11 protein-coding genes (1 of these 11 running past the window's edge) are annotated in these 22,958 nt (G+C 64.2%); 6 read left to right on the forward strand and 5 right to left on the reverse strand.

Annotation, left to right across the window (positions count from 1 at the left end):
- The 3 genes from HU715_RS14075 to HU715_RS14085 all read right to left on the reverse strand — a co-directional run.
- Positions 1-936, reverse strand: partial view of a non-ribosomal peptide synthase/polyketide synthase gene (locus HU715_RS14075; protein ID WP_217884315.1) — the beginning only. 10,155 nt of this gene lie to the left of the window's left edge; 936 of the gene's 11,091 nt are visible here — the first part of the coding sequence; it begins with the start codon at positions 934-936; its stop codon lies off the left edge, out of view.
- A complete protein-coding gene (locus HU715_RS14080; RefSeq protein ID WP_186710379.1) occupies positions 937-13,491 on the reverse strand; it encodes a non-ribosomal peptide synthase/polyketide synthase in 12,555 nt (4,184 codons plus the stop codon). It lies immediately after the preceding gene.
- Positions 13,492-13,753: 262 nt separating this feature from the next.
- Positions 13,754-14,488 (reverse strand): alpha/beta fold hydrolase, encoded by a 735-nt coding sequence (locus HU715_RS14085; protein WP_186710381.1) that lies wholly within the window; start codon positions 14,486-14,488, stop codon positions 13,754-13,756.
- Between the two features lie 255 nt (positions 14,489-14,743).
- Between HU715_RS14085 and tam the strand changes: the two genes are divergently transcribed.
- From tam to HU715_RS14105, 4 genes are all read left to right on the forward strand, one after another.
- Positions 14,744-15,514 carry a trans-aconitate 2-methyltransferase gene (gene tam, locus HU715_RS14090; RefSeq protein ID WP_186710383.1) on the forward strand — a complete coding sequence of 257 codons (771 nt, stop codon included), beginning with the start codon at positions 14,744-14,746 and terminating at the stop codon, positions 15,512-15,514.
- A 91-nt stretch (positions 15,515-15,605) separates the two neighbouring features.
- A complete protein-coding gene (locus HU715_RS14095; RefSeq protein WP_186710385.1) occupies positions 15,606-16,739 on the forward strand; it encodes a cupin-like domain-containing protein in 1,134 nt (377 codons plus the stop codon).
- Between the two features lie 242 nt (positions 16,740-16,981).
- On the forward strand, positions 16,982-17,782 hold the full coding sequence (locus HU715_RS14100) for an SDR family oxidoreductase (RefSeq protein WP_186710387.1): 801 nt from the start codon (positions 16,982-16,984) through the stop codon (positions 17,780-17,782).
- Entirely contained in the window at positions 17,775-19,598 is a 1,824-nt protein-coding gene (locus HU715_RS14105; RefSeq protein ID WP_186710390.1) for a glycoside hydrolase family 15 protein, read from the forward strand. The genes HU715_RS14100 and HU715_RS14105 overlap by 8 nt, the downstream gene beginning before the upstream one ends.
- A 145-nt stretch (positions 19,599-19,743) precedes the next feature.
- Here HU715_RS14105 and HU715_RS14110 read toward each other — a convergent pair whose 3' ends face one another.
- Entirely contained in the window at positions 19,744-20,112 is a 369-nt protein-coding gene (locus HU715_RS14110; RefSeq protein WP_186710391.1) for a DUF6124 family protein, read from the reverse strand.
- A gap of 571 nt (positions 20,113-20,683) precedes the next feature.
- Between HU715_RS14110 and HU715_RS14115 the strand changes: the two genes are divergently transcribed.
- On the forward strand, positions 20,684-21,061 hold the full coding sequence (locus HU715_RS14115) for a hypothetical protein (RefSeq protein WP_186710392.1): 378 nt from the start codon (positions 20,684-20,686) through the stop codon (positions 21,059-21,061).
- 28 nt (positions 21,062-21,089) lie between these two features.
- The gene (locus HU715_RS14120; RefSeq protein ID WP_186710393.1) at positions 21,090-21,992 is read left to right on the forward strand and encodes an alpha/beta fold hydrolase; all 903 of its coding nucleotides are present in this window, start codon (positions 21,090-21,092) and stop codon (positions 21,990-21,992) included.
- On the opposite strand, the gene HU715_RS14125 is transcribed toward HU715_RS14120, so the two are convergent.
- On the reverse strand, positions 21,961-22,953 hold the full coding sequence (locus tag HU715_RS14125) for a GlxA family transcriptional regulator (RefSeq protein WP_186710394.1): 993 nt from the start codon (positions 22,951-22,953) through the stop codon (positions 21,961-21,963). The genes HU715_RS14120 and HU715_RS14125 overlap by 32 nt on opposite strands.
- Positions 22,954-22,958: the final 5 nt, after the last annotated feature.

The following is a 22,958-nucleotide window of genomic DNA, read 5'->3' on the forward strand; positions in this document are numbered from 1 at the left end:
CGATTGGCCGCTATAGCGGTGCAACAAGGCCTGGAACGACGCCAGCAAGACCATGAACAGCGTCGAGGCTTCGCGCTGGGCCAATTGCTTCAGGCCTTGGGTCAGCCCGGCGTCAACGGTCAGGTCCAGGCGTGCGCCGCGATGGCTCTGCACCGCCGGGCGCGGGCGATCCGTTGGCAACGGCAGGACTTCGCCGCCGTCCCCCAGTCGTTCGGTCCAATAGGCCAGTTGCCGCTCCAGCTCGCCGGCCTCCATCCATTTGCGCTGCCAGATCGCATAGTCGGCGTATTGGATCGGCAAAGGCGCCAGGCTCGGCGCTTGGCCGCTGCGGTGAGCGGCGTAGAGCTGGACCAGGTCATTGACCATGATCTGCGTCGACGCACCGTCGCAAATGATGTGGTGCTGGGTCAGCACCAGCACATGATCGTCCGCGGCGAGTTGCAGCAGCTTGATCCGCAGCAGCGGCCCCTGTTGCAGGTCGAACAATCCAGCGATTTCATCATCGATCAGGGCCTTGAGCGCAGCCTCATCCGCCGGCCCCGACACCACCTGGGGTTCGATCGCCAGGCTCAAGTGGGCCTGCACCACTTGTTGGGGGCCCTCCGTGCTGTCGATGAAGACCGTACGCAGCACGTCGTGACGGGCCAGCAAGGCGTCGAAACTGCATTGCAGCGCCGACAGGTCGAGGGCGCCGCGCAGGCGCAGCGCCGTGGGCACGTGGTAGGCCGCGCTGTGGCGGTCCAGTTGCCAGAGGAACCACTGGCGTTCCTGGGCATAGGACAGGTCGAGCGTCGCGAACTCGTCGCGCATCGCCGGGATCGGCAACGCCGCCAGGCTCATGTGCTTGCTGTGCAGCTTGTGCAGGAACGCTTGCCGTTGGGCGAGCGGTAAACGGATGAATCGCTGAACCAGAGACAGGTTATCGAGCTGAGTCATTCAAAGGGTCTCCAGGTCTGCCAGGAAATCATGCATCTCACTCAGGTCGTCGCTGGAGTGAGGGCTCAGATGGGCCGCCAGTTGCGCGGCGTAGTCGGCCAGGGATGGGGTGCTGAACAGCAAGTCCAGGGGCACCGCGGCGCCTTGCTGCATTTGCAGGCGCGCCGTCGCTTGCGTCGCCAGCAGGGAATGCCCACCCAGTTCAAAGAAGTTGTCGTCGCGCCCTACTCGCTCGAGCTTGAGCACGTCTTGCCAGATGGCGGCGATGCCCTGCTCCAGCGCGCCCTCGGGCGCCACGTAGGCACGCAGCAGTTGCTGGGCGTCCGGCAGCGGCAAAGCCTTGCGGTCGAGCTTGCCGTTGGGGGTCAGCGGGAAGCGTTCGAGCAACAGCCAGTGCGCCGGCATCATGTAGTCGGGCAGTAAAGGCGCGAGCTGGGCCTTGAGGGCGTCGCGCAGGGCCGCCGGTTCCGCCGTTTCTGGATGCGCGGCGATCAGGTATGCCACCAACTGCAGGCCGCCCGGCCCTTGTTGCGGCACCACCACCGCTTCGCGGATCGACGCCTGGGCCAGCAGGCAGGCTTCGATTTCCCCCAGTTCGATGCGGAAACCGCGGATCTTCACCTGATGATCGACCCGGCCGATGTACTCGATCACGCCGTCGCCCCGCTGGCGCGCCAGGTCACCGGTGCGGTACACCCGTGCGCCGTTGCCGAACGGGTCCGGCAGGAAGCGCTCGGCGGTGAGCGCCGCACGGTCGTGGTAACCCCGGGCCAGGCCGTCGCCGCCAATCAACAGTTCGCCGATGAGCCCGACCGGGTTCGGCGCGAAGTGATCGCCGACGATATGCAGCGACGTGTTGGCAATCGGCCGGCCGAGGTACGGCAGGCGCTGCTCGGCGGTCAAGCGGTAGACCGCCGACCAGATGGTGGTTTCGGTCGGGCCGTACAGGTTCCAGACTTCGCCGGCGACATCCAGCAACCGCTCCGCCAGATCCTCGGCCAACGCCTCGCCACCGCACAGGCATTTGCGCCCGGCCAGCAAGGCGGACGCCGGGTGGTCGAGCAGCATGCGCCAGGTCGATGGCGTGGCCTGGACCACGCTGACCTGTTGCTGGTCGATGGTCTTGAGCAACGTCTCGGGGTCGTGGGCACTCTGCTTGTCCACCAACACCACGCAGGCACCGCTCAGCAGCGCGCCATAGAGTTCCAGGCCGAAGATGTCGAACGAGAACGTGGTCAGTGACAGCACCCGATCACTGGCGGCGATACCCGGTTCGCGGACCATACTCGCGACGAAATTCACCAGCGCCCCATGCCGTACCATCACGCCCTTGGGTTTGCCAGTGGAACCCGAGGTGTAGATGGCGTAGGCCAAGTGCTCCGCATCCAGGCGCGTCGCCGGCGCCTCGTAGGCATAACCGTCGAGCCAGTCACCGTCCTGGTCCAATACCAGCGTGTTAACGCAAACTCCTGTGGGAGCGAGCCTGCTCGCGATAGCGTCGGCACACCCACCATCACCATTGACTGAAACACCGCCATCGCGAGCAGGCTCGCTCCCACAGGGTGGCGCGAATGGGTTGAGTTGCGAACGTTGGGTCAGCAGCAGTTCGATGCCGCTGTCTTCGATCATGTGCGCCAGCCGGTCGGCCGGGTACTGCGGGTCAAGCGGCACGTAGGCGCCACCGGCCTTGAGGATGGCCAGCAAAGCGACAATCATCTCCACGCCACGCTCCAGGGCGACGCCGACCAATTGATCGGGCCCGACGCCTTGCTCGATCAAGCGATGGGCCAGGCGGTTGGCCCGGACGTTGAGTTCGGCGTAGCTCAGCGCCTGTTCAGCGAACACCAGCGCGGTGGCATCCGGCGTTCGGCGGGCCTGGGCCTCGAACAGGCGATGGACGCAATGCTCATCCGGATAAGCGGCGGCGGTGGCGTTCCAGCCTTGCACCTGCTGGTGGGTTTCACCGCTGTCGAGCAAGCTCAGCTCCCCCAGGGGCCGTTGCGTGCCGGCGGTCATTTGCAGCAGCAAGCGCCGCAGATGCGCACCGATCTGCTCGACCGAGGCCGGGGCGAAACTGGCGCACTGGTAGCTGAACTGCACCGCCAGCTCGGCACCAAGGCTGACCAGCAGGGTCAGCGGGTAGTGGGTCTGTTCCAGGTTATCCACGGCACCGAAACGCAAGCCGTCAGGCGCACCGTGCTCCAGGGCTTCGGAAATCGGGTAGTTCTCGAACACCAGGATGTTGTCGAACAACGCTTCGCCGCCCAGCCCGGCCCAACGCTGGATGTCGAACAACGCCGTGTGCTCGAACTCGCGCAAGGCCAGGTTCTGCGCCTGGACGCTGTGCAGCCAGTCGCCCAGCGTCTGTTCCGGACGCGGGCTGGCGATGACCGGCAAGGTGTTGATGAACAGGCCGATCTGGCCCTCGACGCCCACCAGGTCCGCCGGCCGCCCCGCCACCGTCGCGCCGAACGCCACGCTGGCTTTGCCGGTGTAGCGCTGCAAGAGCAACAGCCAGGCCGCTTGCACCAGGGTATTGACGGTCACTTTGGATTGGCGGGCGAATTCGGCCAGGCGTTGGGTCTGCTGCGCATCCAGTTGCACATGATGATGACCGTACAGGTTCGCCGAGACGTCCTGGGCCGGGCGCGCAAACACCTGGGCCAGGCGCACCGGTTCATCCAGTGTGCGCAATTGTTGCATCCAGAACCCTTCGCCGAGGCTCGCGTCCTGGCGTTGCAGCCAGGCGATGTAATCGCGATAACGGCCAGCCGGGCGGGCCACGCTGTCGCCGCGGTAGTGCTGCAACACTTCGCCGAACAACTGCGCGCTGCTCCAGCCATCCATCAGGATGTGATGGTTGGTGTAGATCAGGTGATGCCGATCAGTCGCCGTGCGCACCAGCACCAGGCGCATCAGCGGCGCCTGGGTCAGGTCCACGCCTTGGGCTCGCTCTTCATCGGCGAGGGTTTGCAAGGCACCCTCAATCTCCGTCCGCCCGTTCCAGTCGAGCACACGGAACGGCACCTCGACCTGGCGCTGGACGATTTGCACTGGCTGCTCCAGGTCGCCCTGCCAGAAGAACCCGGTACGCAGGATGTCATGGGCATCGACCACCGCTTGCCAGGCGGCGCGAAAACGCTGCGGATCGAGACCGTCGACGTCGAGGCGCATCTGGTTGATGTAGTCGCCGCTGCCCTGCCCAAGCAAGGAATGGAACAGCATGCCTTGCTGCATCGGCGACAACGGGTAGAGGTCGTCGATGGCTTGGGGGGCTGGGACCAGCGTATCCAGTTGCGCCTGGGTCAGCCGCGCCAACGGGAAATCCGACGGCGTCACGCCCCGGCTGTGACTGTCGCAGCAATGGACGATGAGCGCAGTGAGCTCTTGCAGATAGTCATCCGCCAGGCGCTGGATGGTCGCGGTATTGAACAGCTCGCCGCTGAAGGTCCAGCTCAAGTCCAGCTCGCCGCCAAACACTTGGCCGTCGAGGGCTAGCGGGCTGCCCAGGGGACCGTGCAGGTTCACTTCCTCGCCACCGCGCTCTGTGGTCGGGACGAACAAGGCATCGGCGGCCGCATCGAAACTGCCGTCGAACTGGCCGAGGTAGTTGAAGGTCAGTTGCGGTTTCGGCAAGGCTTGCAGGGTTTGACGTGCGGCGTCATCGCCCAGGTGCGCCAAGGCCCCGAAGCCAACGCCCTTGTTGGGGATGACCCGCAGTTGTTCCTTGATCTGCTTCAGCGAGGCGCCAATGTCATCCGCTACCGGCGTCAATCGGGCCGGGAACAGGCTGGTGAACCAGCCGACGGTACGGCTCAGGTCAATGTCGGTGAACAGATCCTCACGGCCGTGGCCTTCGAGCTGCACCCACACACTGTCATCGCCGGTCCAGCGCACCATCACCCGTGCCAGCGCCGTCAGCAGCAGGTCGTTGACCTGGGTGCGATAGGCCGCCGGTGCTTGCTGCAGCAATTGCCGGGTGAGGTTCTTGTCCAGTGCCGTGCGGATCGTCACGGCTTGCCCCTGTTGCTGCCCACCCTCGGGGTTGTCCCACGGCAAGCTCGCCGAGGCGCCCTGTAACTGCCGCTGCCAAAAGCCCAACTCGGCCTGCAAGGGTGCGCTGGCGGCATAGTCCTGCAACGCAGCGGTCCAGGCGTTGACCGCGCTGGTCTTGGCCGGCAATTGCACCGTCGCGTCGGTGAGGACCTGGCGATAAGCGCTTTGCAGGTCTTCGAACAGAATCCGCCAGGACACACCGTCCACCACCAGGTGATGGACGATCAGCAACAGCCGCTGGGTGCCATCGGCGAGGTTCGCCAGCAGTGCGCGGATCAGCGGCCCGCCCGCCAGTCGCAGGCTGCGCTGGGCCTGGTTGCCCAGCACTTCGAGTGCGGCGAGATCGGCGACATCGGCTTGCCAGAGCAGCGTGTCGGCGGCCTGCGCCTCGACATCGCGATAACGCGCGGTCCAGCGTTCGTCCTGCTCGATGAAGTCCAGGCGCAGGCTGTCGTGGTGCACGACCAGCGCACCCAAAGCCCGCTCCAATGCCTGGGGATCGAGGGCCTGGGTCGGCTTGAGCATCACCGACTGGTTCCAGTGATGGCGGTCGGGGATCGGCTGGGCGAAGAACCATTGATGAATCGGCAGCAGTGCGGTTTCGCCGGTCGCGGGTTGCTGGTCGATCAATTGCAGTCGCGCGCCCGTCTGTGCCACGGCGGCCAGCGCCTCGATGGTCTGGTGCTGGAACAGATCCTTCGGCGTGAAGTGGATACCGACCAGCCGCGCGCGGCTGACCACCTGGATCGAGACGATGGAATCGCCGCCCAGTTCGAAGAAGTTGTCCCGCAGGCCCACGCGTTCAAGTTTGAGCACGTCCTGCCAGATCGACACCAGTTGCTGCTCCAGCGCGCTGCGCGGGGCCACGTAGGTTTGCTGCAATTGGCTGACGTCGGGCTTGGGCAGGTTCTTGCGGTCGAGCTTGCCGTTGGGGGTCAGCGGCAGGCGATCGAGCAGCAGCAGATAGGCCGGTACCATGTGCGCCGGCAATGTCGTCTTGAGTTGTTCGCGCAGGTGCTCGGCGAAATCCTTTTGCACGGCTTCATTGGCCACCACATAGGCGACCAGGCGCTTGCCGCTGCCAGCAGCACCTTCCTGCGCCACGACAACCGCTTCGCGCACGCCTTCAAGGGCTTGCAGGCTGGCTTCGACTTCCCCCAGCTCGATGCGGAAGCCACGGATCTTCACTTGATTGTCGATACGGTCCAGGTAATCAAAAGTGCCATCGGCGCGTTGGCGCACCAGGTCGCCGGTGCGGTAGAGCAAGCCTCCGCTGCGACTGAACGGGTCGGCGACAAATCGCTCGGCGGTCAGGCCCGGACGGTTCAGGTAACCCCGCGCCAGGCCGCTGCCGCCCAGGTACAGTTCACCCGCCATGCCTAGGGGCAGCAGGTTCAAGTCGGCGTCGAGCACGTAGGCGCTGCGGTCACCGATGCGGCTGCCGATGGGCGCATAGGCGGCGCCGCACGCTACATCGCGGCCGGCCTTCCAGATCAGCGGGGTGACCACGGTTTCGGTCGGGCCGTAGCCGTTGATGATGTAGTCCGGGTCGAGGGCACGCTTGACCCGTTCGAAGCTGGCGTTGGGCACCGCATCGCCGCCGAAGCAGTAGATGCGCACCTTCGGCGGGTTGCCCTCGCGTTCGGCGTGTTCGGCCAGCTGCTGCAGGTACACCGGCGGGAACGCCACCACCGTCACGCCGTGCTCGCCCATGGCGTTGTAGGTCTGTTCCGGGGTCCACAGGCTGTCATCGCGAATCAGCAGCGAGGCGCCGTGGGTCAGGCTGGTGAGCCAGCGCTCATGGGCACCGTCGAAGGCGAAGGACATGAAATGGAATTCGCAATCACTGTCGCGCATCTCGTAGCGCTCGCCGATGGCCTGGCAGTGCATCGCCAGCGGACCGTGGGCCACGCTCACGCCTTTGGGGTTGCCGGTGGAGCCGGAGGTGTAGATGACGTAGGCCAGGTTCTGCGGATCGATACACACGGCTGGGGCGTTGCTCGGTTGCTGGCTCAGGTCCAGGCGATCGAGCTCCAGCACCTGGTCGGCACCCTCCAGCGGTAATTGCGCCGACACCCGGGAGTCGGTGAGCAACAGCGCCAGCCCGGAATCCTCGATCAGGTACGCCAGGCGTTCCCGTGGGTAGCTGGTGTCCAGCGGCACATAGGCGCCGCCGGCCTTAAGCACCGCCAGCAGCGCGACGATCACCCCTTCGCTGCGCGGCAGGGCCACGCCAACGCGGGTTTCCGGCCCCACGCCCAGTTCGATGAGCTGGTGGGCCAGGCGGTTGGCGCGACGGTCGATGTCGCCATAGCTGAAACGCTGGCCGTCGAAGATCACTGCCGTGGCGTGGGGCTTGTGCGCCGCCAGATCGGCAATGCGTTGATGTACGGGGATGTCGGTCGGGTACGGCTGCGGATGATTGGCGGCCTGTTGCCCGCTGTGCTCCTCGTCATTGGCCAGGGCGATCTCGCCGAGGCGACGCTCGGCGGATTCGGCAAACCGCTCCAGCAGGAGCAGCAACTGCGCACTCAAGCGCTCAATGGTTGCAACGCTGAAATGCGCCTGGTCGAAACTCATGTGCAGGGCCAGCGTCTCACCCAGGGTCACGCCCAGGGTCAGCGGGTAGTGGGTCTGATCCTGGTTGGCGACTTCGCCGAACACCACGCCTTGGGCGGTGCCGTGTTGCAACGCCGCGGAAATCGGGAAGTTTTCGAACACCAGCAGGCTGTCGAACAGCGCGCCCCCGCCCTGCCCGGCCCAGCGCTGGACGCTCGCCAGTGGCGTGTGCTCGAACTCACGCAGGCTCAGGTTCCGGGCCTGTACGGCGGCCAGCCAGGCCGCGACGGTCTGGTCCGGACGCGAGCCCGCGATCACTGGCAAGGTGTTGATGAACAGGCCGACCTGTTGCTCGATGCCAACCAGCTCTGCGGGCCGCCCGGCCACGGTGGTGCCGAACGCCACGCAGTCGCTGCCGGTATAGCGCTGCAACAGCAACAGCCACGCCGCTTGCACCAGGGTGTTGACGGTGACTTTCTGCTGACGGGCGAAGGCGTTGAGACGGCCCGTACCCGACGCATCCAGTTGGTAATGCCTGAGGGCGTGACCGCTTTCGCGGCGCACCTCGCCACCCGCCGCCGCAGCGTTCGCCAATACCGTCGGCTCCTGGAGATCGGCCAGTTGCGCCAGCCAGAACGCTTCGCTGAGGGCGGCGTCCTGGCGCTGCAACCACTGGATGTAATCGGCATAGCGGCTGACCGGCCGCGGCGGCTGTTGACCGGCATAGCGTTGCAGCACTTCACCGAGCATCTGCGCGCTGCTCCAGCCATCCATCAAAATATGGTGGTTAGTGAAGATCAGATGATGACGCTCATCGCTCAGTTGAATCAGCGTGACCCGCAGCAGCCCAGCCTGGGTCAGGTCGAAGCCCATGGCCAGATCAGCGGCAATGAAATCCTTGAGAGCCTGGTCGACGTCACGGCGTTGACGCCAATCGAGCAGTGTGTAGGGCAGCGCCAGGCGGCGGTGGATGATCTGCAGCTGTTGCTGCAACTCGCCCTGCCAGATGAAACCGCTGCGCAGGATTTCGTGGGCATCCATTGTCGCCTGCCACGCCGCGCGGAAACGCTCGGGGTCCAGGCCATCGACATCCACGCACAACTGGTTGATGTAGGTCCCGGTGCCCTGCTCGTACAGGGTGTGAAACAGCATGCCTTGCTGCATTGGCGACAGTGGATAAATGTCTTCGATAGCGGTCGCCGGCACTGGGATCGCGTCCAACTGCGCCTGGGTGATGCGCGCCAGCGGGAAATCCGACGGCGTGGTGCCCATGGCATCGGCCTGGCAGCAATGGCCAATCAGCGCTTCCAGCTCGCGGGTATAGTCATCGGCCAGGCGGGCGATGGTCGCCTCGTCGAATTGCTCATGGCTGAACGTCCAACGCAAGTCGAGCTCGCCGTCATAGACCTGGCCTTCGACACCCAACCAGTTGTCCAGGGGCGCATCAAGGCTCTGCTCGCGCCCGGCGCTTTCCCCCGCCGGGCTGAACAGCGCCCCCTCCCGGGCATCGAAACTGCCGTCGAACTGGCCGAGGTAATTGAAGGTGATGCACGGCAATGGCAAGGCCTTGAGACAGGCTTGCGCCGCCTCGTCGCCCAGGTAGCGCAGCACGCCGAAACCGATGCCCTTGTTCGGGATCGCCCGCAGTTGCTCCTTGATCTGCTTGATCGTGGCGGCCACGCCATCCGCCGGTGTGAGGCGCACAGGGAACAGGCTGGTAAACCAGCCGACCGTACGAGTCAGGTCGACGCCACTGAACAACTCTTCGCGGCCATGGCCTTCCAGTTGGATCAAGGTGTCGACGTGGCCGGTCCAGCGACAGATCACCCGCGCCAGGGCGGTTAGCAACAGATCGTTGACCTGGGTGCGATACGCCGCGGGCGCCTGTTGCAGCAGTTGCTGAGTGAGGGTTTTGTCGAGACGGCTGTGCAGCACTTTGGCGTAACGGCTTTGTCGGCTGCCTTGGGGGTTATCCCATGGCAGATCCACGACAGCGCCTTGCAGTTGTTGCTGCCAGAACGTCAGCTCGGACTGAACGTTTTCGGTCGTGGCGTAGGCCTGCAAATGCTCACCCCAGGCTTTATAGGCGCTGGTCTTGGCCGGCAGCTTGACGGCGGCGCCGACGCTGGCCTGTTGATAAGCCCGTTGCAGGTCTTCCAACAGGATGCGCCACGACACACCGTCCACGGCCAGGTGGTGCACGGCCAATAACAGACGCTGGCTGCCATCGGCCATGCTCGCCAGCACCGCACGCAGCAACGGGCCGTTGTGCAGGCCGAGGCTGCACTGGGCCTTGGCACAGAAGTCTTGCAGCTCAGCGGCGGTCAGGTTGTCCGCCGTCCACAACACCTCAGGATCGACCACGATCGGCGCCACCTCGGCCCGCCAGCCCGCCGGGGTTTCGACGAAGCGCGAACGCAAGGCATCGTGATGCGCCAACACGGCGTTGAGCGCCTGCAGCAGCGCGGGTGCCTGCAAGGGTAGATGGCTGCGCAACAAGACGGCCTGGTTCCAGTGGTGGCGCTGGGCAATCGCCTCCTCGAAAAACATCTGCTGGATGGGCAGCAACGGCTGTTCGCCACTGGCCGGTCCCTGATCGATCTGCAGCTCGCTGCCGCCTTGTTGCGCGACGCTCGCCAGGCCTTGCACGGTTTGATGCTGGAACAGGTCACGGGGGGTGAAATGGATCCCGGCCTGCCGCGAGCGGCTGACCACCTGGATCGAGATGATCGAGTCACCGCCCAGCTCGAAGAAGTTGTCGGTCAAGCCGACCTGTTCAAGCTTGAGCACGTCCTGCCAGATCGCCGCGATGCCTCGCTCCAGTTCGCTGCGAGGGGCGATAAAGGCCTGTTGCAGTTGGCTGGCATCGGCTGAAGGCAGGGCCTTGCGGTCGAGCTTCCCGTTGGGACTCAGCGGCAATTGCCCAAGGAACAACCATTGGGTCGGGACCATGTAGTCTGGCACGCAGTCCTTGAGTTGCGCCTTGAGGGATTCCCGCGCAGCGCCCTGTTCATCCGCCGAGGCCGACACCAGCGTTGCATCCTTGGGCACCACGTAACCCACCAGTTGCAGGCTGCTGCCACCTTGCACCGCCAGTACGACGGCGTCGCTGACCGCCTCCAGTTCCAGCAGGCGCGCTTCGATTTCGCCCAGTTCGATGCGCAAGCCGCGGATCTTCACTTGATGATCTACGCGGCCCACGTATTCGATTTGGCCCAAGGCATTGAAGCGCGCCAAGTCGCCGGTGCGATACAGGCGCGCACCCGTGGTGGAAAACGGATCGGGAATGAAACGTTCAGCGGTCAAGGCCGGACGCTGGAAGTAACCACGCGCCAGCAACTCGCCGCCAATCAGCAGCTCGCCGGTTACCCCAACCGGCGTGGGCGCCAGATGCGCGTCCAGCAGATAGGTATGCCGGCCAGGAAGCGGTTGACCAATGGGCAAGGTCAGCGGCAGCGGCCGACGATTGAAGACGTAATCGCTGCAATCCAGCGTGGTGGCCGTGACCGTGGCCTCGGTCGGACCGTAGGTGTTGAGCAGCTTGACCTGCTCCAGCCCGGCCCGGCGCCAGGCCTGTACGCCTTCGGGCGGCATGGCTTCACCGCCACTGTGGACCTGGCGCAGCGCCGCATAGTCACGCGGACCGACAGCGGCAAATTCCTTGGCGATCATGTTCCAGTAGGCAGTGGTCAAGTCCATGACCGTGATGCCCTGCTCGACGATCTGGCGGTACAGGGTTTCGCTGTCCCACACCTCGTTGCCGCGCAACACCACCGAGGCGCCGCAGGTCAGCGGACCGAACAGCTGCTCGCCAAAAGCATCAAAGTTGAAGGTCGCGAATTGCAGCACACAATCAGCGCTGCTCAAGCCGTAATAGTGCTGCGAGGCGAACCCATGCTTGCTCAGCGCGCCGTGGCTGATACCGACACCTTTCGGGCGCCCCGTCGAGCCGGACGTGAACATGACGTAGGCCAGGCTATCGACCCACACCTTGCGTTGCAGATTGCCGGGTTCAGCGTTTACCCAGGACTCGGCCTGATCCAGGCACAGGCAACGCACGCCGTCGGGCACCGGCAGCCGTTCAAGCAAATGGCTTTGGCTCAAGAGCAAACGGCTGGCGCTGTCTTCGATCATGAAGCGCAGGCGATCGACCGGGTATTGGGGGTCCAGCGGCACGTAGGCACCACCGGCCTTGAGCACGGCGAGAATGGCCACCACCAGGTCCGGGCTCCGGTCGACGGCGATGCCCACCAGCACGTCCGGACCGACGCCCGCCGCCACCAACGTGCGCCCCAGGCAGTTGGAGCGGGCGTTGAGCTCGCCATAGCTCAATCGTTGTCCATCGCAGATCAAGGCGACGGCATCCGGGCTGCGTTCAGCTTGCACCTCGAACAGCTCATGCACCGGGCGATCACTCGGCCAGGTCGCGTCGTGACGCCCCCAATCCATGACTAACTGCCGATATTCGGCCGGCGCCAACAAAGCAAGCTCGCCGACGCGCTGCTGCGGGTCGTTGACGATGTTGCGCAACAGCAGCGTCCAATGCCGCGCCATACGCTCGATGGTGTCGGGGTTGAACAAGTCACTGGCGTAGGTGAACGCCGCATGCAACTGTCCGCCCTTTTCGTAGGTGTCCAGGCTCAAGTCGAACTGGGTGCTGCGGCTTTCCCATTCGATGACCCCCAGCTCCAGACCGCTGCCGACTTTCAGCGTGGTGACGTCGGCCACTTCCGGCTGGTGGTTGTACATCACCTGGAACAACGGGTTGTAGCTGAGGCTGCGCTCAAGTTTCAGCGCCTCGACCAGCCGTTCGAAGGGCAGATCCTGGTGGGCCTGGGCGCCGAGGGCGGTTTCCTTGATGTCATGCAACAGGTCGCCGAGGCGCGTCCGGCCATCCAGTTGCACCCGCAATACCTGGGTGTTGACGAAGAAACCAATCAGCCCTTCGATTTCCCGGCGGTTGCGGTTGGCGATCGGGACGCCGACGCGCAAGTCGTCTTGCCCGGTGTAGCGGTGCAGCAGGACATTGAACGTCCCCAGTAGCAGCATGAATAACGTGACCCCATGCTGGCGGGCAACGCCGCGCAGTTGCTCGACCAGCGCCGCGTCCACCACCTGTTCCAGGCGACGACCGCGATAACTCGGCAGCACCGGGCGTGGATAATCGATAGGAAGCTCCAGCACCGGATGTTCGTCGCCCAGTTGCGCTTGCCAGTAATCGAGTTGACGTTGCAGCTCGCCGGCTTCCAGCCAGCGGCGCTGCCACAAGGCATAGTCGCTGTACTGGATCGGCAAGTCGGCCAGTTGTGGTTCCACCCCCGCCTCATGGGCGTCATAGCAGCGAATGAATTCGTCGATCAGCACGTTCATCGACCAGCCGTCCGAGACGATGTGATGCAAGGTCAGCAGCAGCACGTGCTCTTGATCATCGAGCTTGAGCAGTTCGATCCGCAGCAACGGGCCGCTGGACAGGTCGAAGGGCTGCAGCGATTGGGCTTCGGCGGCCTGGCGCACCGCCTGCTCGCGCTCGGCAACCGGCAAGGCGCTGAAGTCCTTGTGCCCGATCACCAGTGCGGCGCTGGAGGGCACTTGCAGGAGGCTGTCGTCGGCCTGGCGCTGGAACACCGTGCGCAGGGTTTCATGACGGGCCACCAGGCTGGCGAAGGCTTGCTCCAGCGCAGGCAGGCTCAACGCGCCCTTGAGCCGCACCGCCCCGGGCAGGTTGTAGGCGCCGCTGTCCGGCTCCAGTTGCCAGAGAAACCACATGCGCTGCTGGGCATAGGACAACGCCTGGCGGTCCTCGGCCTCGACGCCCTGGGGAATGGGAAACCCGCTGAACTCCACGCCCTCCTTGGCCAACGCGGCCAGGAACATCCGGCGCTTTTCCAAGGGCAACCCGATAAACCGGCGAGCAAGTTTCAAGGCGTCTTCAGCATTCATTTCTGGGGTATCCGGAATCAGTGGGCACAAGGCACAAAGGCAAGTCGTCCCTATGAAACGAATGCAAACCGGAAAAATTAGCGCTTGGGAACAAGTGTCAGAAAGGAAGAAACCCGTGGCGAGGGAGCTTGCTCCCGCTCGGCTGCGCAGCAGTCGTAAACCGGCTGATGCGGTCTGTCTGGACTACTGCAAGTTTCTTTGGGGCGGCTTCGCCGCCCAGCGGGAGCAAGCTCCCTCGCCACAGAAGCGGGTCTTGAACGGGCTAGGCGCTGATCGCCAACCCATGCCGCCGATGATGCACGCTCAACTGATCCTTGATCAGCCGCAGCACCTTGGCCTCGTGCTCATGAATGAAGAAGTGCCCGCCCGCCAGCATGTCCACCGAGAAACTGCCCGTGGTTTCCCGCCGCCAGCCCATCAGTTGCTCCGTGGTGGCCTTGTCGGCCGTGCCGCCGAATACATGCACCGGGCACTTGAGCAGCGGCCGTTGCCGTGGCTGGAAACGACCGCACAGCAAAAAGTCGGCCCGCAGGATCGGCAGGGTCAGGTCCATCAGCTCTTCATTGGCCAGGATCTCCTCGCTCGTACCATTGAGGGTGCGCAGTTGCTCGATCAACTCAGCGTCGGTTTTCGCCTTGGCAAAACCGCGATCATAGTCGGCGCGCATCGTCGGCGCCGCGGTGCCGGAGGCAAACAGCGCCACCGGTTCCGGGCTGCCAAGCTCACGCAGGGCATGGGCAATTTCGCAGGCCAGCAGCGCGCCCAGGCTGTGGCCGAACAAGGCGTACGGGGCCTGGAGCGTCGGGTGCAGCTCCCGCGCCAGTTGCATCGCCAACGGGCCCATGTCGGTGTGCAGTGGCTCGTCGAAGCGTGCACCGCGCCCCGGCAATTCCACCGGTTGCACGTGCAGCCATTGCGGCAACGTGCGCCGCCAGCGGCTATACACCATCGCGCTGGCGCCGGAATAAGGCAGGCACAGCAGGGTCAGTTGGGTCACTGCGGTTTTCTCCGATCGGTCGTGTAGGGAGGATAACGAAATCCTAACCCATGGAATTAGTCAAAACCGTGACGTTCGCGACAAGATGCCTACCCCTTGTGAGAGCGAGGCATGTGGGAGCAAGGCTTGTGAGAGCAAGGCATGTGAGAGCCAGGCATGTGGGAGCAAGGCTTGCCCGCGATGAACGATAACGCGGTTCATCTTCCCACACGACCTTATACTGGCGACATCTCGATCACTGCACAGGAGAACGCCATGGGCTGGTCCGCCAAGCAATATGTCACCTTCGAACAGGAACGCACCCGTCCGTCCCGGGACCTGCTCGCCGCCATTCCTCCCGTGGAGGCACGCACGGTGATCGACCTGGGATGCGGCCCGGGCAACTCCACCGAGTTGTTGGTGGAACATTTCAGCGGCGCCACGGTACGCGGCCTGGACAGTTCCAGCGACATGGTCGACGCCGCACGCAAGCGCTTGCCCGCCGTGGCATTCGATACGGCCGACATTGGCCAATGGGATGAACCCGGGCCGTTCGACGTGATCTTCGCCAACGCGGTGCTGCAATGGCTGCCCGACCACGCCACCCTGCTGCCCGCGCTGATGGGCAAACTCGCCCCCGGCGGTAGCCTGGCGATCCAGATGCCCGACAACCTGCACCAGCCCTCCCACCGCTTGATGCGGGAAATCGCCGCCAACGGGCCTTGGGCCAGCCAACTGGCCGCGGCGGCTGATTCGCGTACCGAGATGGCGGATGCCAGCGCCTATTACGCGATGCTCAAGCCCCACTGCAGCCGCGTCGATGTGTGGCGCACCACCTACCATCACCCCTTGGCCGGCGGTGCCGCAGGCGTGGTGGAATGGTTCAAGGGCAGCGCCTTGCGGCCGTTTCTCGAGCCGCTGGACGAAACACAGCGCGAGCAATACCTGGCGCAGTATCTCAAGGCGATCGAACAGGCTTACCCAGCCCAGGACGATGGGACGGTGCTGCTGCCGTTTCCCCGGCTGTTCATGGTCGCGACACGCTAGGGCGAGGGTCGATGACGCAGCGACAGGGCCTAAATTTCTGATCCGGGCCCTCGTTACCTGCTAAGACCAAAAACCCGCAAGAGTGACCGCCGTGGACCTGCACACCATCCTGGGCAAGCTGTTCGCCAATGCCGGCGCCGTTGGTATCGAAGGCGTCTTCCAATTCGTGTTCGGCCCGCACCAGGCGTACTGGTCCGAGGTCAAGGCCAGCAGCCGCACCGAGGCGGGCCGCCACACCAGCCCCGACGTGACCATCGAGGTGGCGGAGAAGGACTTCCTCGGGATCATGGCCGGCATGGCCAATGTCGAGGAACTGTTCGCCAGCGGTCGCCTGAAAATCGGCGGCAACATGGGCCTGGCGACGTTGCTGCCGCAGATCATCGACCATGCCCGGCATGGCGGTGGCGTGGTGGAAAAGGTCGACATGAACAAGCGCTACCCGACCCCGCCGCGCTTCAGCGAAAAACTCACCGCCAGCCTGCCGACCCAACGCAGCGTGGAACGGCGGCCGCGCAGCGGGCTGTCGGTGCAGCAGTTCCGCGCCCAGTACCTGCCCCACGGCATTCCGCTGGTCATCAGCGATGCCCTGCAGGACTGGCCATTGTTCAAGCTCAGCCGCGAAGAATCCCTGGTGCATTTCGCCGAGCTGCAAGGCATCACCCGTCACGGCGACTACGTGAAGAAGACCTTCTCCACCGAGCGGGATTTTCGCTCCACGTCCATGGCCGACTTTATCGCTTCCCTCGACAGCCCGGCGGCCAAGGGTGCCGACGGTGAACCACCGGCCTACATGGGCAACAACATCCTGCCGGCGCAGCTGATGGAGCAGATCAAGTACCCGCCCTACTTCGACCCGTCGTTGTTCATCCCACCGCGTATCTGGATCGGCCCCAAGGGCACCCTGACGCCCCTGCATCGCGACGACACCGACAATCTGTTCGCCCAGGTCTGGGGCCAGAAAACTTTCACCCTCGCCGCGCCTCATCATCGCGAAGCCCTGGGCACCTGGTCCACGGCGCCCCAAGGCGGGCTGGACGGCTGCGATTTCAACCCGGACGCGCCGGACTACCAACGCTTCCCCCGGGCCCGTGACGTGACCTTCCTGCGCGTGACGCTGGAGGCTGGAGATTTGCTGTTTTTGCCGGAAGGCTGGTTTCACCAGGTGGAGTCGGTGTCGACGTCGTTGTCGGTTAATTTCTGGGTGAATTCGGGGCGGGGGTGGTAACAGCGGCCCTGAAGCACATTCTTTTTCTGGCAGACAGATTGTGGGAGCAAGGCTTGCCCGCGATGAAGACAATGCGGTCTTTCGGAAATCGAGTCGCCTGTTTCGCGAGCAAGCTTTGCTCCCACAGTCCCTTGCCACAGGTTTGTGTTTGGACCTGGAATATGAAGACCACCTCACCCAACTGAACTCCACCCACCTCAAACCAGTCAGCAGGTAAGGCCCTCAACTCAAGGTGCTAGACCATGCAGATATCCCTCGCCCGACAGGTTGCCCTGGTCACCGGCGCCAGCTCCGGCATTGGCGCAGGCGCGGCCAAGGCGTTGGCAGATGTGGGTGCCGCCGTGGTGCTCAACTACCATTCCAACGCCGAGCCGGCGCAAGAACTGGCCCGTGAAATCAACGCCAACGGCGGCCGCGCCATCGCCGTGGGGGCCGACGTGTCGAAGGAACAGGAGGTCGAGCACCTGTTCGCCGAAGCCCTCGATGCCTTTGGCACCCTGGACATCCTGGTGGCCAATTCCGGTTTGCAAAAAGACGCCGCCGCCGTCGATATGAGCCTGGAAGACTGGAACACCGTGATCGGCACCAACCTCACCGGCCAGTTCCTTTGCGCCCGCGCCGCCCTGCGAATCTTCAACCGCCAGGGCGTTCGCCAGGGCGTGTCCCGGGCCGCCGGCAAAATCATCCACATGAGCTCGGTGCACCAGCGCATTCCCTGGGCCGGCCACGTCAATTACGCCGCGTCCAAGGGCGGTGTCGATCTGCTGATGCAGAGCCTGGCCCAGGAAACCAGCCACCAGCGCATCCGCATCAACAGCATCGCCCCTGGCGCCATCCGCACGGCCATCAACCGCGAAGCCACCGAGGGCGAGCAGGAGCAGAAACTGCTGGAGCTGATTCCTTACGGTCGCGTCGGCGATGTCGAGGACGTCGCCAATGCGGTGGTCTGGCTGGCCTCGGACTGGTCCGATTATGTGGTGGGCACCACGCTGTTCATCGATGGCGGGATGAGCCTTTATCCGGGGTTTCGCGGCAATGGCTGATCATGACGAACCGCAAAGCCCCATCGAGAACCACGGCATCATCGGCGACATGCGCAGCGCCGCGCTGGTCAACGACCGGGGCAGCGTCGATTTCTTCTGCTGGCCGGAATTCGACAGCCCGTCGATCTTCTGTTCCCTGCTCGATACTCCGGAGGCGGGCATTTTCCAACTCGCGCCTGACCTGCCGAACGCCCGTCGGCAACAGATCTACCTGCCCGACACCAACGTGTTGCAAACTCGTTGGCTGAGCGACGGCGCTGTGGTGGAAATCACCGACCTGCTGCCCATCGGCGACAGCGAAGACGATTTGCCGGTGCTGATGCGCAAGGTCCACATGACCGTCGGCAGTGCAACGTTTCGCCTGCGCTGCGCGGTGCGGCATGACTATGCCCGGGCCGCGACGATCGCGAGCCAGGACGGCAGCCACATTTGCTTCAGCGCGCCGGGGCATCCGAGCTTGCGTTTATGCGGCGATCAGCCCATGACGCTGGACGGCAACACCGCCGTGGCCGAGTTCACCCTGGAACAGGGCCAGCGCGCCGAATTCCTGCTGGGCGGCATCGACGACCCGCGCCTGCAGGACGATGCCAGCGCGATGTGCCTGGAGCGGACCCTGGCGTTCTGGCGCGGCTGGATCGGCCAATCCAACTATCGCGGGCGCTGGCGCGAAGTGGTCAACCGCTCGGCCCTGGCGCTGAAACTGCTGACCTCGCGCAAACACGGCGCCATCCTCGCCGCCGCCACCTTCGGCCTGCCGGAAACCCGCGGGGGCGAGCGCAATTGGGATTACCGCTACACCTGGATCCGCGACGCTTCGTTCACGGTCTATGCGTTCATGCGCCTGGGTTTCGTCGACGAAGCCAACGCCTACATGCGCTGGCTGCGGGGCCGGGTCAGCGACTGCTGCGACCAGCCGACCAAACTCAACATCCTCTATGGCCTGGACGGCAGGCAGGAACTGCCGGAAACCGAGCTGCCGCACTTGAGCGGCTTCGGCAACGCGCAACCGGTGCGCATCGGCAACCTGGCCTACCAACAGGTGCAATTGGATATTTTCGGCGAGCTGATGGACGCCGTGTACCTGGTCAACAAATACGGCGAAGCCATTTCCCATCAAGGTTGGAAACACACCGTCGAGGTGATCGACCAGGTATGCACTGTCTGGCAGGACAAGGACGTGGGCATCTGGGAAATGCGCGGCGACAAACAGCATTTCCTGCACTCGCGGCTGATGTGCTGGGTCGCCGTCGACCGCGCCATCCGCCTGGCTGAAAAACGCTCCCTGCCCGCCCCGTTCGCTCGCTGGGACGAGACGCGCCAGGCCATTTACCAAGACATCTGGACCCACTTCTGGAACGACGAACACCAGCACTTTATCCAACGCCTGGGCAGCACCACCCTGGACGGTTCAATGCTGTTGATGCCTTTGGTGCGTTTCGTCAGCGCCCGCGACCCGCGCTGGCTGTCGACACTCGACGCCATCGAAAAAAGCCTGGTGCGCGACGGCATGGTCTACCGCTACCGCAACGACGACAGCCCCATCGACGGTCTCAGCGGTACCGAAGGCTCCTTCGCCGCCTGCTCGTTCTGGTACGTCGAATGCCTGGCCCGCGCCGGCCGCGTGGAAAAAGCCCAGCTGGAATTCGAACAACTGCTGCGCTACGCCAACCCGCTGGGGTTGTACGCCGAAGAGTTCGACAGCCACGGCTACCACCTGGGCAATACTCCCCAGGCCCTGACCCACCTGGCGCTGATCAGTGCGGCGAGCTTCCTGGACCGCAAGTTGAGCGGCGAGAAGAATCATTGGCAGCCGTGAGCTGAATTGGCCCTCAGGCTGAACGCGGCGCCCTGTGGCGAGGGAGCTTGCTCCCGCTGGGTTGCGAAGCGACCCCAAGATTTTGCGCCAGCTGCGCAGTCGAGCGGGAGCAAGCTCCCTCGCCACAGGGAAAACGGTGGGCTGGCTATTGTGTTGAGTCAGCCAGTTCGAGGTCATCCAACGCTCGGTTGGCCAGCAACCTGGCCAGTTCGATCAATTGCTGAATCCCCAGCGCTACATGGCGCCGGGAACCTTCCAACTCGAACCCCAGGTCACTGACCAGCGCATCGGCCGAGGCCAGGGTTTCGCTGAGGGTGGTCAGCACCGATTCGGTATTGAGGCCGGGAACCACGGTGAAAACCTGGCCGTCCTGGGTGTCGGGCTTGGGTGGGGCGGGAGGAGACAAGTGAATGTTCAGCGCCCGGTCGGCGGCTTCACGGAGTTTTTGTGTATCGAAGGTGGTGTAGGCAGAGAGGTTTTCGGCGCGTGGTGGGTTGGGGGTGATCTTGACCATGATGTGAATCTCCATTCGAAAGTGGAGTTCGCCATTTCCGCGACCAAGCAGAAGGGTGGCGAACTGTACGCAGGTTGGTCGACCAGGGAATGGATACCCGGCAGGGCCCGAAGCCCTCCCACGCACAGTCAGCCATAAAGCAGACAGCCGCTCGCGCGGCATTGTGCGCCATTCTAAACCCGGGCGACCAAACCCGGTCGCTGATTTTGCAGCGACGGGCAAAGCCTATCCCCGCCCCTTCCGAACCGACAACCGACGCGACTCGTCAGAAAATTCCGGTTCACCTATTTTTTTGTAGGAACACCGCACCACTGTGGCGAGGGAGCTTGCTCCCGCTCGACTGCGCAGCAGGCGCAAAAATCTTCTAGCCTCCAAAGAATCAGCGTCTGGTATGGGGTCGCTTCGCAACCCAGCGGGAGCAAGCTCCCTCGCCACAAAAGCAATCACCGCAAGTCACCCATTTAGCGTTACGCCCCCTTTCGAGTTGCCAGCCCCGCCAACCCCTCCTAAGATCGACGCTCTCACGGGTGCAGCGGAGCTGCCCGATAAAAACCCGACTCAAGGACCTGACATGACCCATATCAAACGCCCCATCACCACCCCACCCCGAACAGGCCTGACCCGCGAAGACCTCTGGGAAGGCCACGACCGGGGCTTGATCAAGTGCTGGGAAATCGGCCGCGAACGTTCGGCGAAGTTTCCCGAACTGGCGCAACGCTGTGTGGCCGGGGAGTTGCCGGTGCTGGGGTGGAAAGGTGGCGTCAGCCGCAGCTTGAAGAAAAACGAAAAATTCGGTTGCCTCAAATACCTCGCCCAGTGGCAGGGCCTGCGCGGTGAAGACCTGGACATCGACCTGACCCAGGAGCGCACCCTGACCTGTTCCAACACCAATATGATTGTGACGTTCACGCCGGATCGGGCCAAATACGTCAACCAGGAACCTGCCTGAACACAACCGCACACTGCCGGAGGCCGACATGAACCTTGAGCCCAGGATCAACTTCGCCGTCACGCCGTTGCTGCGCATTGCCTACGAAGAACACGGTCCCGCCAGCGGCGACCCGATCATCCTGCTGCACGGTTTTCCTTACGATCCCAGGGCGTTCGACGAAGTCGCGCCGGCCCTGGCCCAACGTGGCTATCGGGTCGTCGTGCCCTACCTGCGCGGCTACGGCCCGACCCGTTTCAACAACCCGGCCATCCTGCGCTCCGGCCAGCAAGCCGCCCTGGCCCAGGACCTGCTGGACCTGATGGACGCACTCTCCATCCCCCAAGCGGCGCTGTGTGGCTACGACTGGGGCGGTCGGGCGGCGTGTATCGTCGCGGCGCTGTGGCCCGAGCGCGTGCGCTGCCTGGTGACCGGCGATGGCTACAACCTGCAGGATATTCCGCGCTCCAGGCAACCGCTGGACCCGGAAACCGAACATCGGCTGTGGTATCAGTACTACTTCCACACGGCCCGGGGTGTCGAGGGCCTGACCCAGAACCGGCGCGAGCTGTGTGGCTTGCTTTGGCGCCTGTGGTCGCCGACCTGGAAACGTGGCGCCGAACTGTATCCCCTCAGCGCAGCGTCGTTCGACAACCCGGACTTCGTCGACGTGGTAATCCACTCCTACCGCCATCGCTTCATGTACGCACCGGGCGATCCGACGCTGGAGTGGATGGAGGAAAAATTGACGGCGCAACCGGCCATCAGCGTGCCTAGCATTTCCCTGTGCGGGGGCGACGACGGCGTGGGGCCCGCGCCGAAGCACGATGAAGATGCCGAGCATTTCAGCGGTTTTTACGAGCGCCGAGTGCTCGCCGGTGTCGGCCACAACATTCCCCAGGAAGCCCCCGAGGCCACGCTCAAGGCGTTGCTGGATCTGCTTGAGGGTTGACGGCGAACCGCTCGCGATAGGCCTGGGGTGTCACGCCCATGGCCCGTAGGAAACTTCGGCGCAAGGTTTCCTCACTGCCAAAACCACATTGCACCGCCACCCGTTTGATTGACACCGCAGTGTCGGACAACAAACGGCGCGCGGTTTCCACGCGAATCAACTCGACGGCCCGCGCCGGGGTCTGGCCGGTGTCGGCGCGGTAGTGACGCACAAAGCTGCGCTCGCTCATGCCCACCTCGGCGGCCAGGCTCGACAGGCCAAGGTCACGGGTGAGGTTTTCGGCGATCCAGGCGTGCAGGTCATCGAACCGACTGCCCTGTTTTTGCAGCGACAACGTCACGCTGAACTGCGATTGCCCGCCAGGACGCTTGAGGAACACCACCAGTTGCCGGGCGACCTCCAGCGCCACCGCGCGGCCCAAGTCCTCCTCGACCAGCGCCAGGGCCAGGTCGATGCCGGCCGTCACCCCGGCCGAGGTCCAGACCGGACCGTCGTTGATAAAAATCGGGTTGGGTTCGACCCGCAATTGCGGATGTTGCTCGGCCAGTTGCTCGCAGCGGGTCCAGTGCGTCACCACGCGCCGTCCGTCCAGCCAACCGCTGGCGGCCAGCAGGAACGCCCCGGTGCACACCGACGCCACCCTTCGCGAACGCAGGCCGTGCGCCTTGACCCAGGCCACCAGCGCCGGGTCCTTCGCCGCGTCGTACACGCCCCAGCCACCGGCAATCAGCAATGTGTCGCTGCCCTCGCTCGGCAGCGGCTCGGCCATCAGCGCCAACCCCGCCGAGGACATCACCGCCCCGCCACCCACCGCGATGACTGTTGGTGTGTAGGGCAGCGGCAGGCCTTGCTGGCGAGCCAAATCGTTGGCCGAGGCAAACACCTGCAAGGGCCCGGTGACATCCAGCACTTGCACGTTGGCGAAGGCCAGGACATGAACGGTTTTCGGTGGGTTAGGCATATTGG

This window comes from Pseudomonas zanjanensis, assembly GCF_014268745.2.
GTDB lineage: Bacteria > Pseudomonadota > Gammaproteobacteria > Pseudomonadales > Pseudomonadaceae > Aquipseudomonas > Aquipseudomonas zanjanensis.

Bases quoted from the DNA above. Each gene is read 5' to 3' on its own strand.
- HU715_RS14080 (WP_186710379.1), bottom strand. From the start codon at position 13,491: ATGAATGCTGAAGACGCCTTGAAACTTGCTCGCCGGTTTATCGGGTTG.
- tam (WP_186710383.1), top strand. From the start codon at position 14,744: ATGGGCTGGTCCGCCAAGCAATATGTCACCTTCGAACAGGAACGCACC.
- HU715_RS14100 (WP_186710387.1), top strand. From the start codon at position 16,982: ATGCAGATATCCCTCGCCCGACAGGTTGCCCTGGTCACCGGCGCCAGC.
- HU715_RS14105 (WP_186710390.1), top strand. From the start codon at position 17,775: ATGGCTGATCATGACGAACCGCAAAGCCCCATCGAGAACCACGGCATC.
- HU715_RS14110 (WP_186710391.1), bottom strand. From the start codon at position 20,112: ATGGTCAAGATCACCCCCAACCCACCACGCGCCGAAAACCTCTCTGCC.
- HU715_RS14115 (WP_186710392.1), top strand. From the start codon at position 20,684: ATGACCCATATCAAACGCCCCATCACCACCCCACCCCGAACAGGCCTG.
- HU715_RS14120 (WP_186710393.1), top strand. From the start codon at position 21,090: ATGAACCTTGAGCCCAGGATCAACTTCGCCGTCACGCCGTTGCTGCGC.
- HU715_RS14125 (WP_186710394.1), bottom strand. From the start codon at position 22,953: ATGCCTAACCCACCGAAAACCGTTCATGTCCTGGCCTTCGCCAACGTG.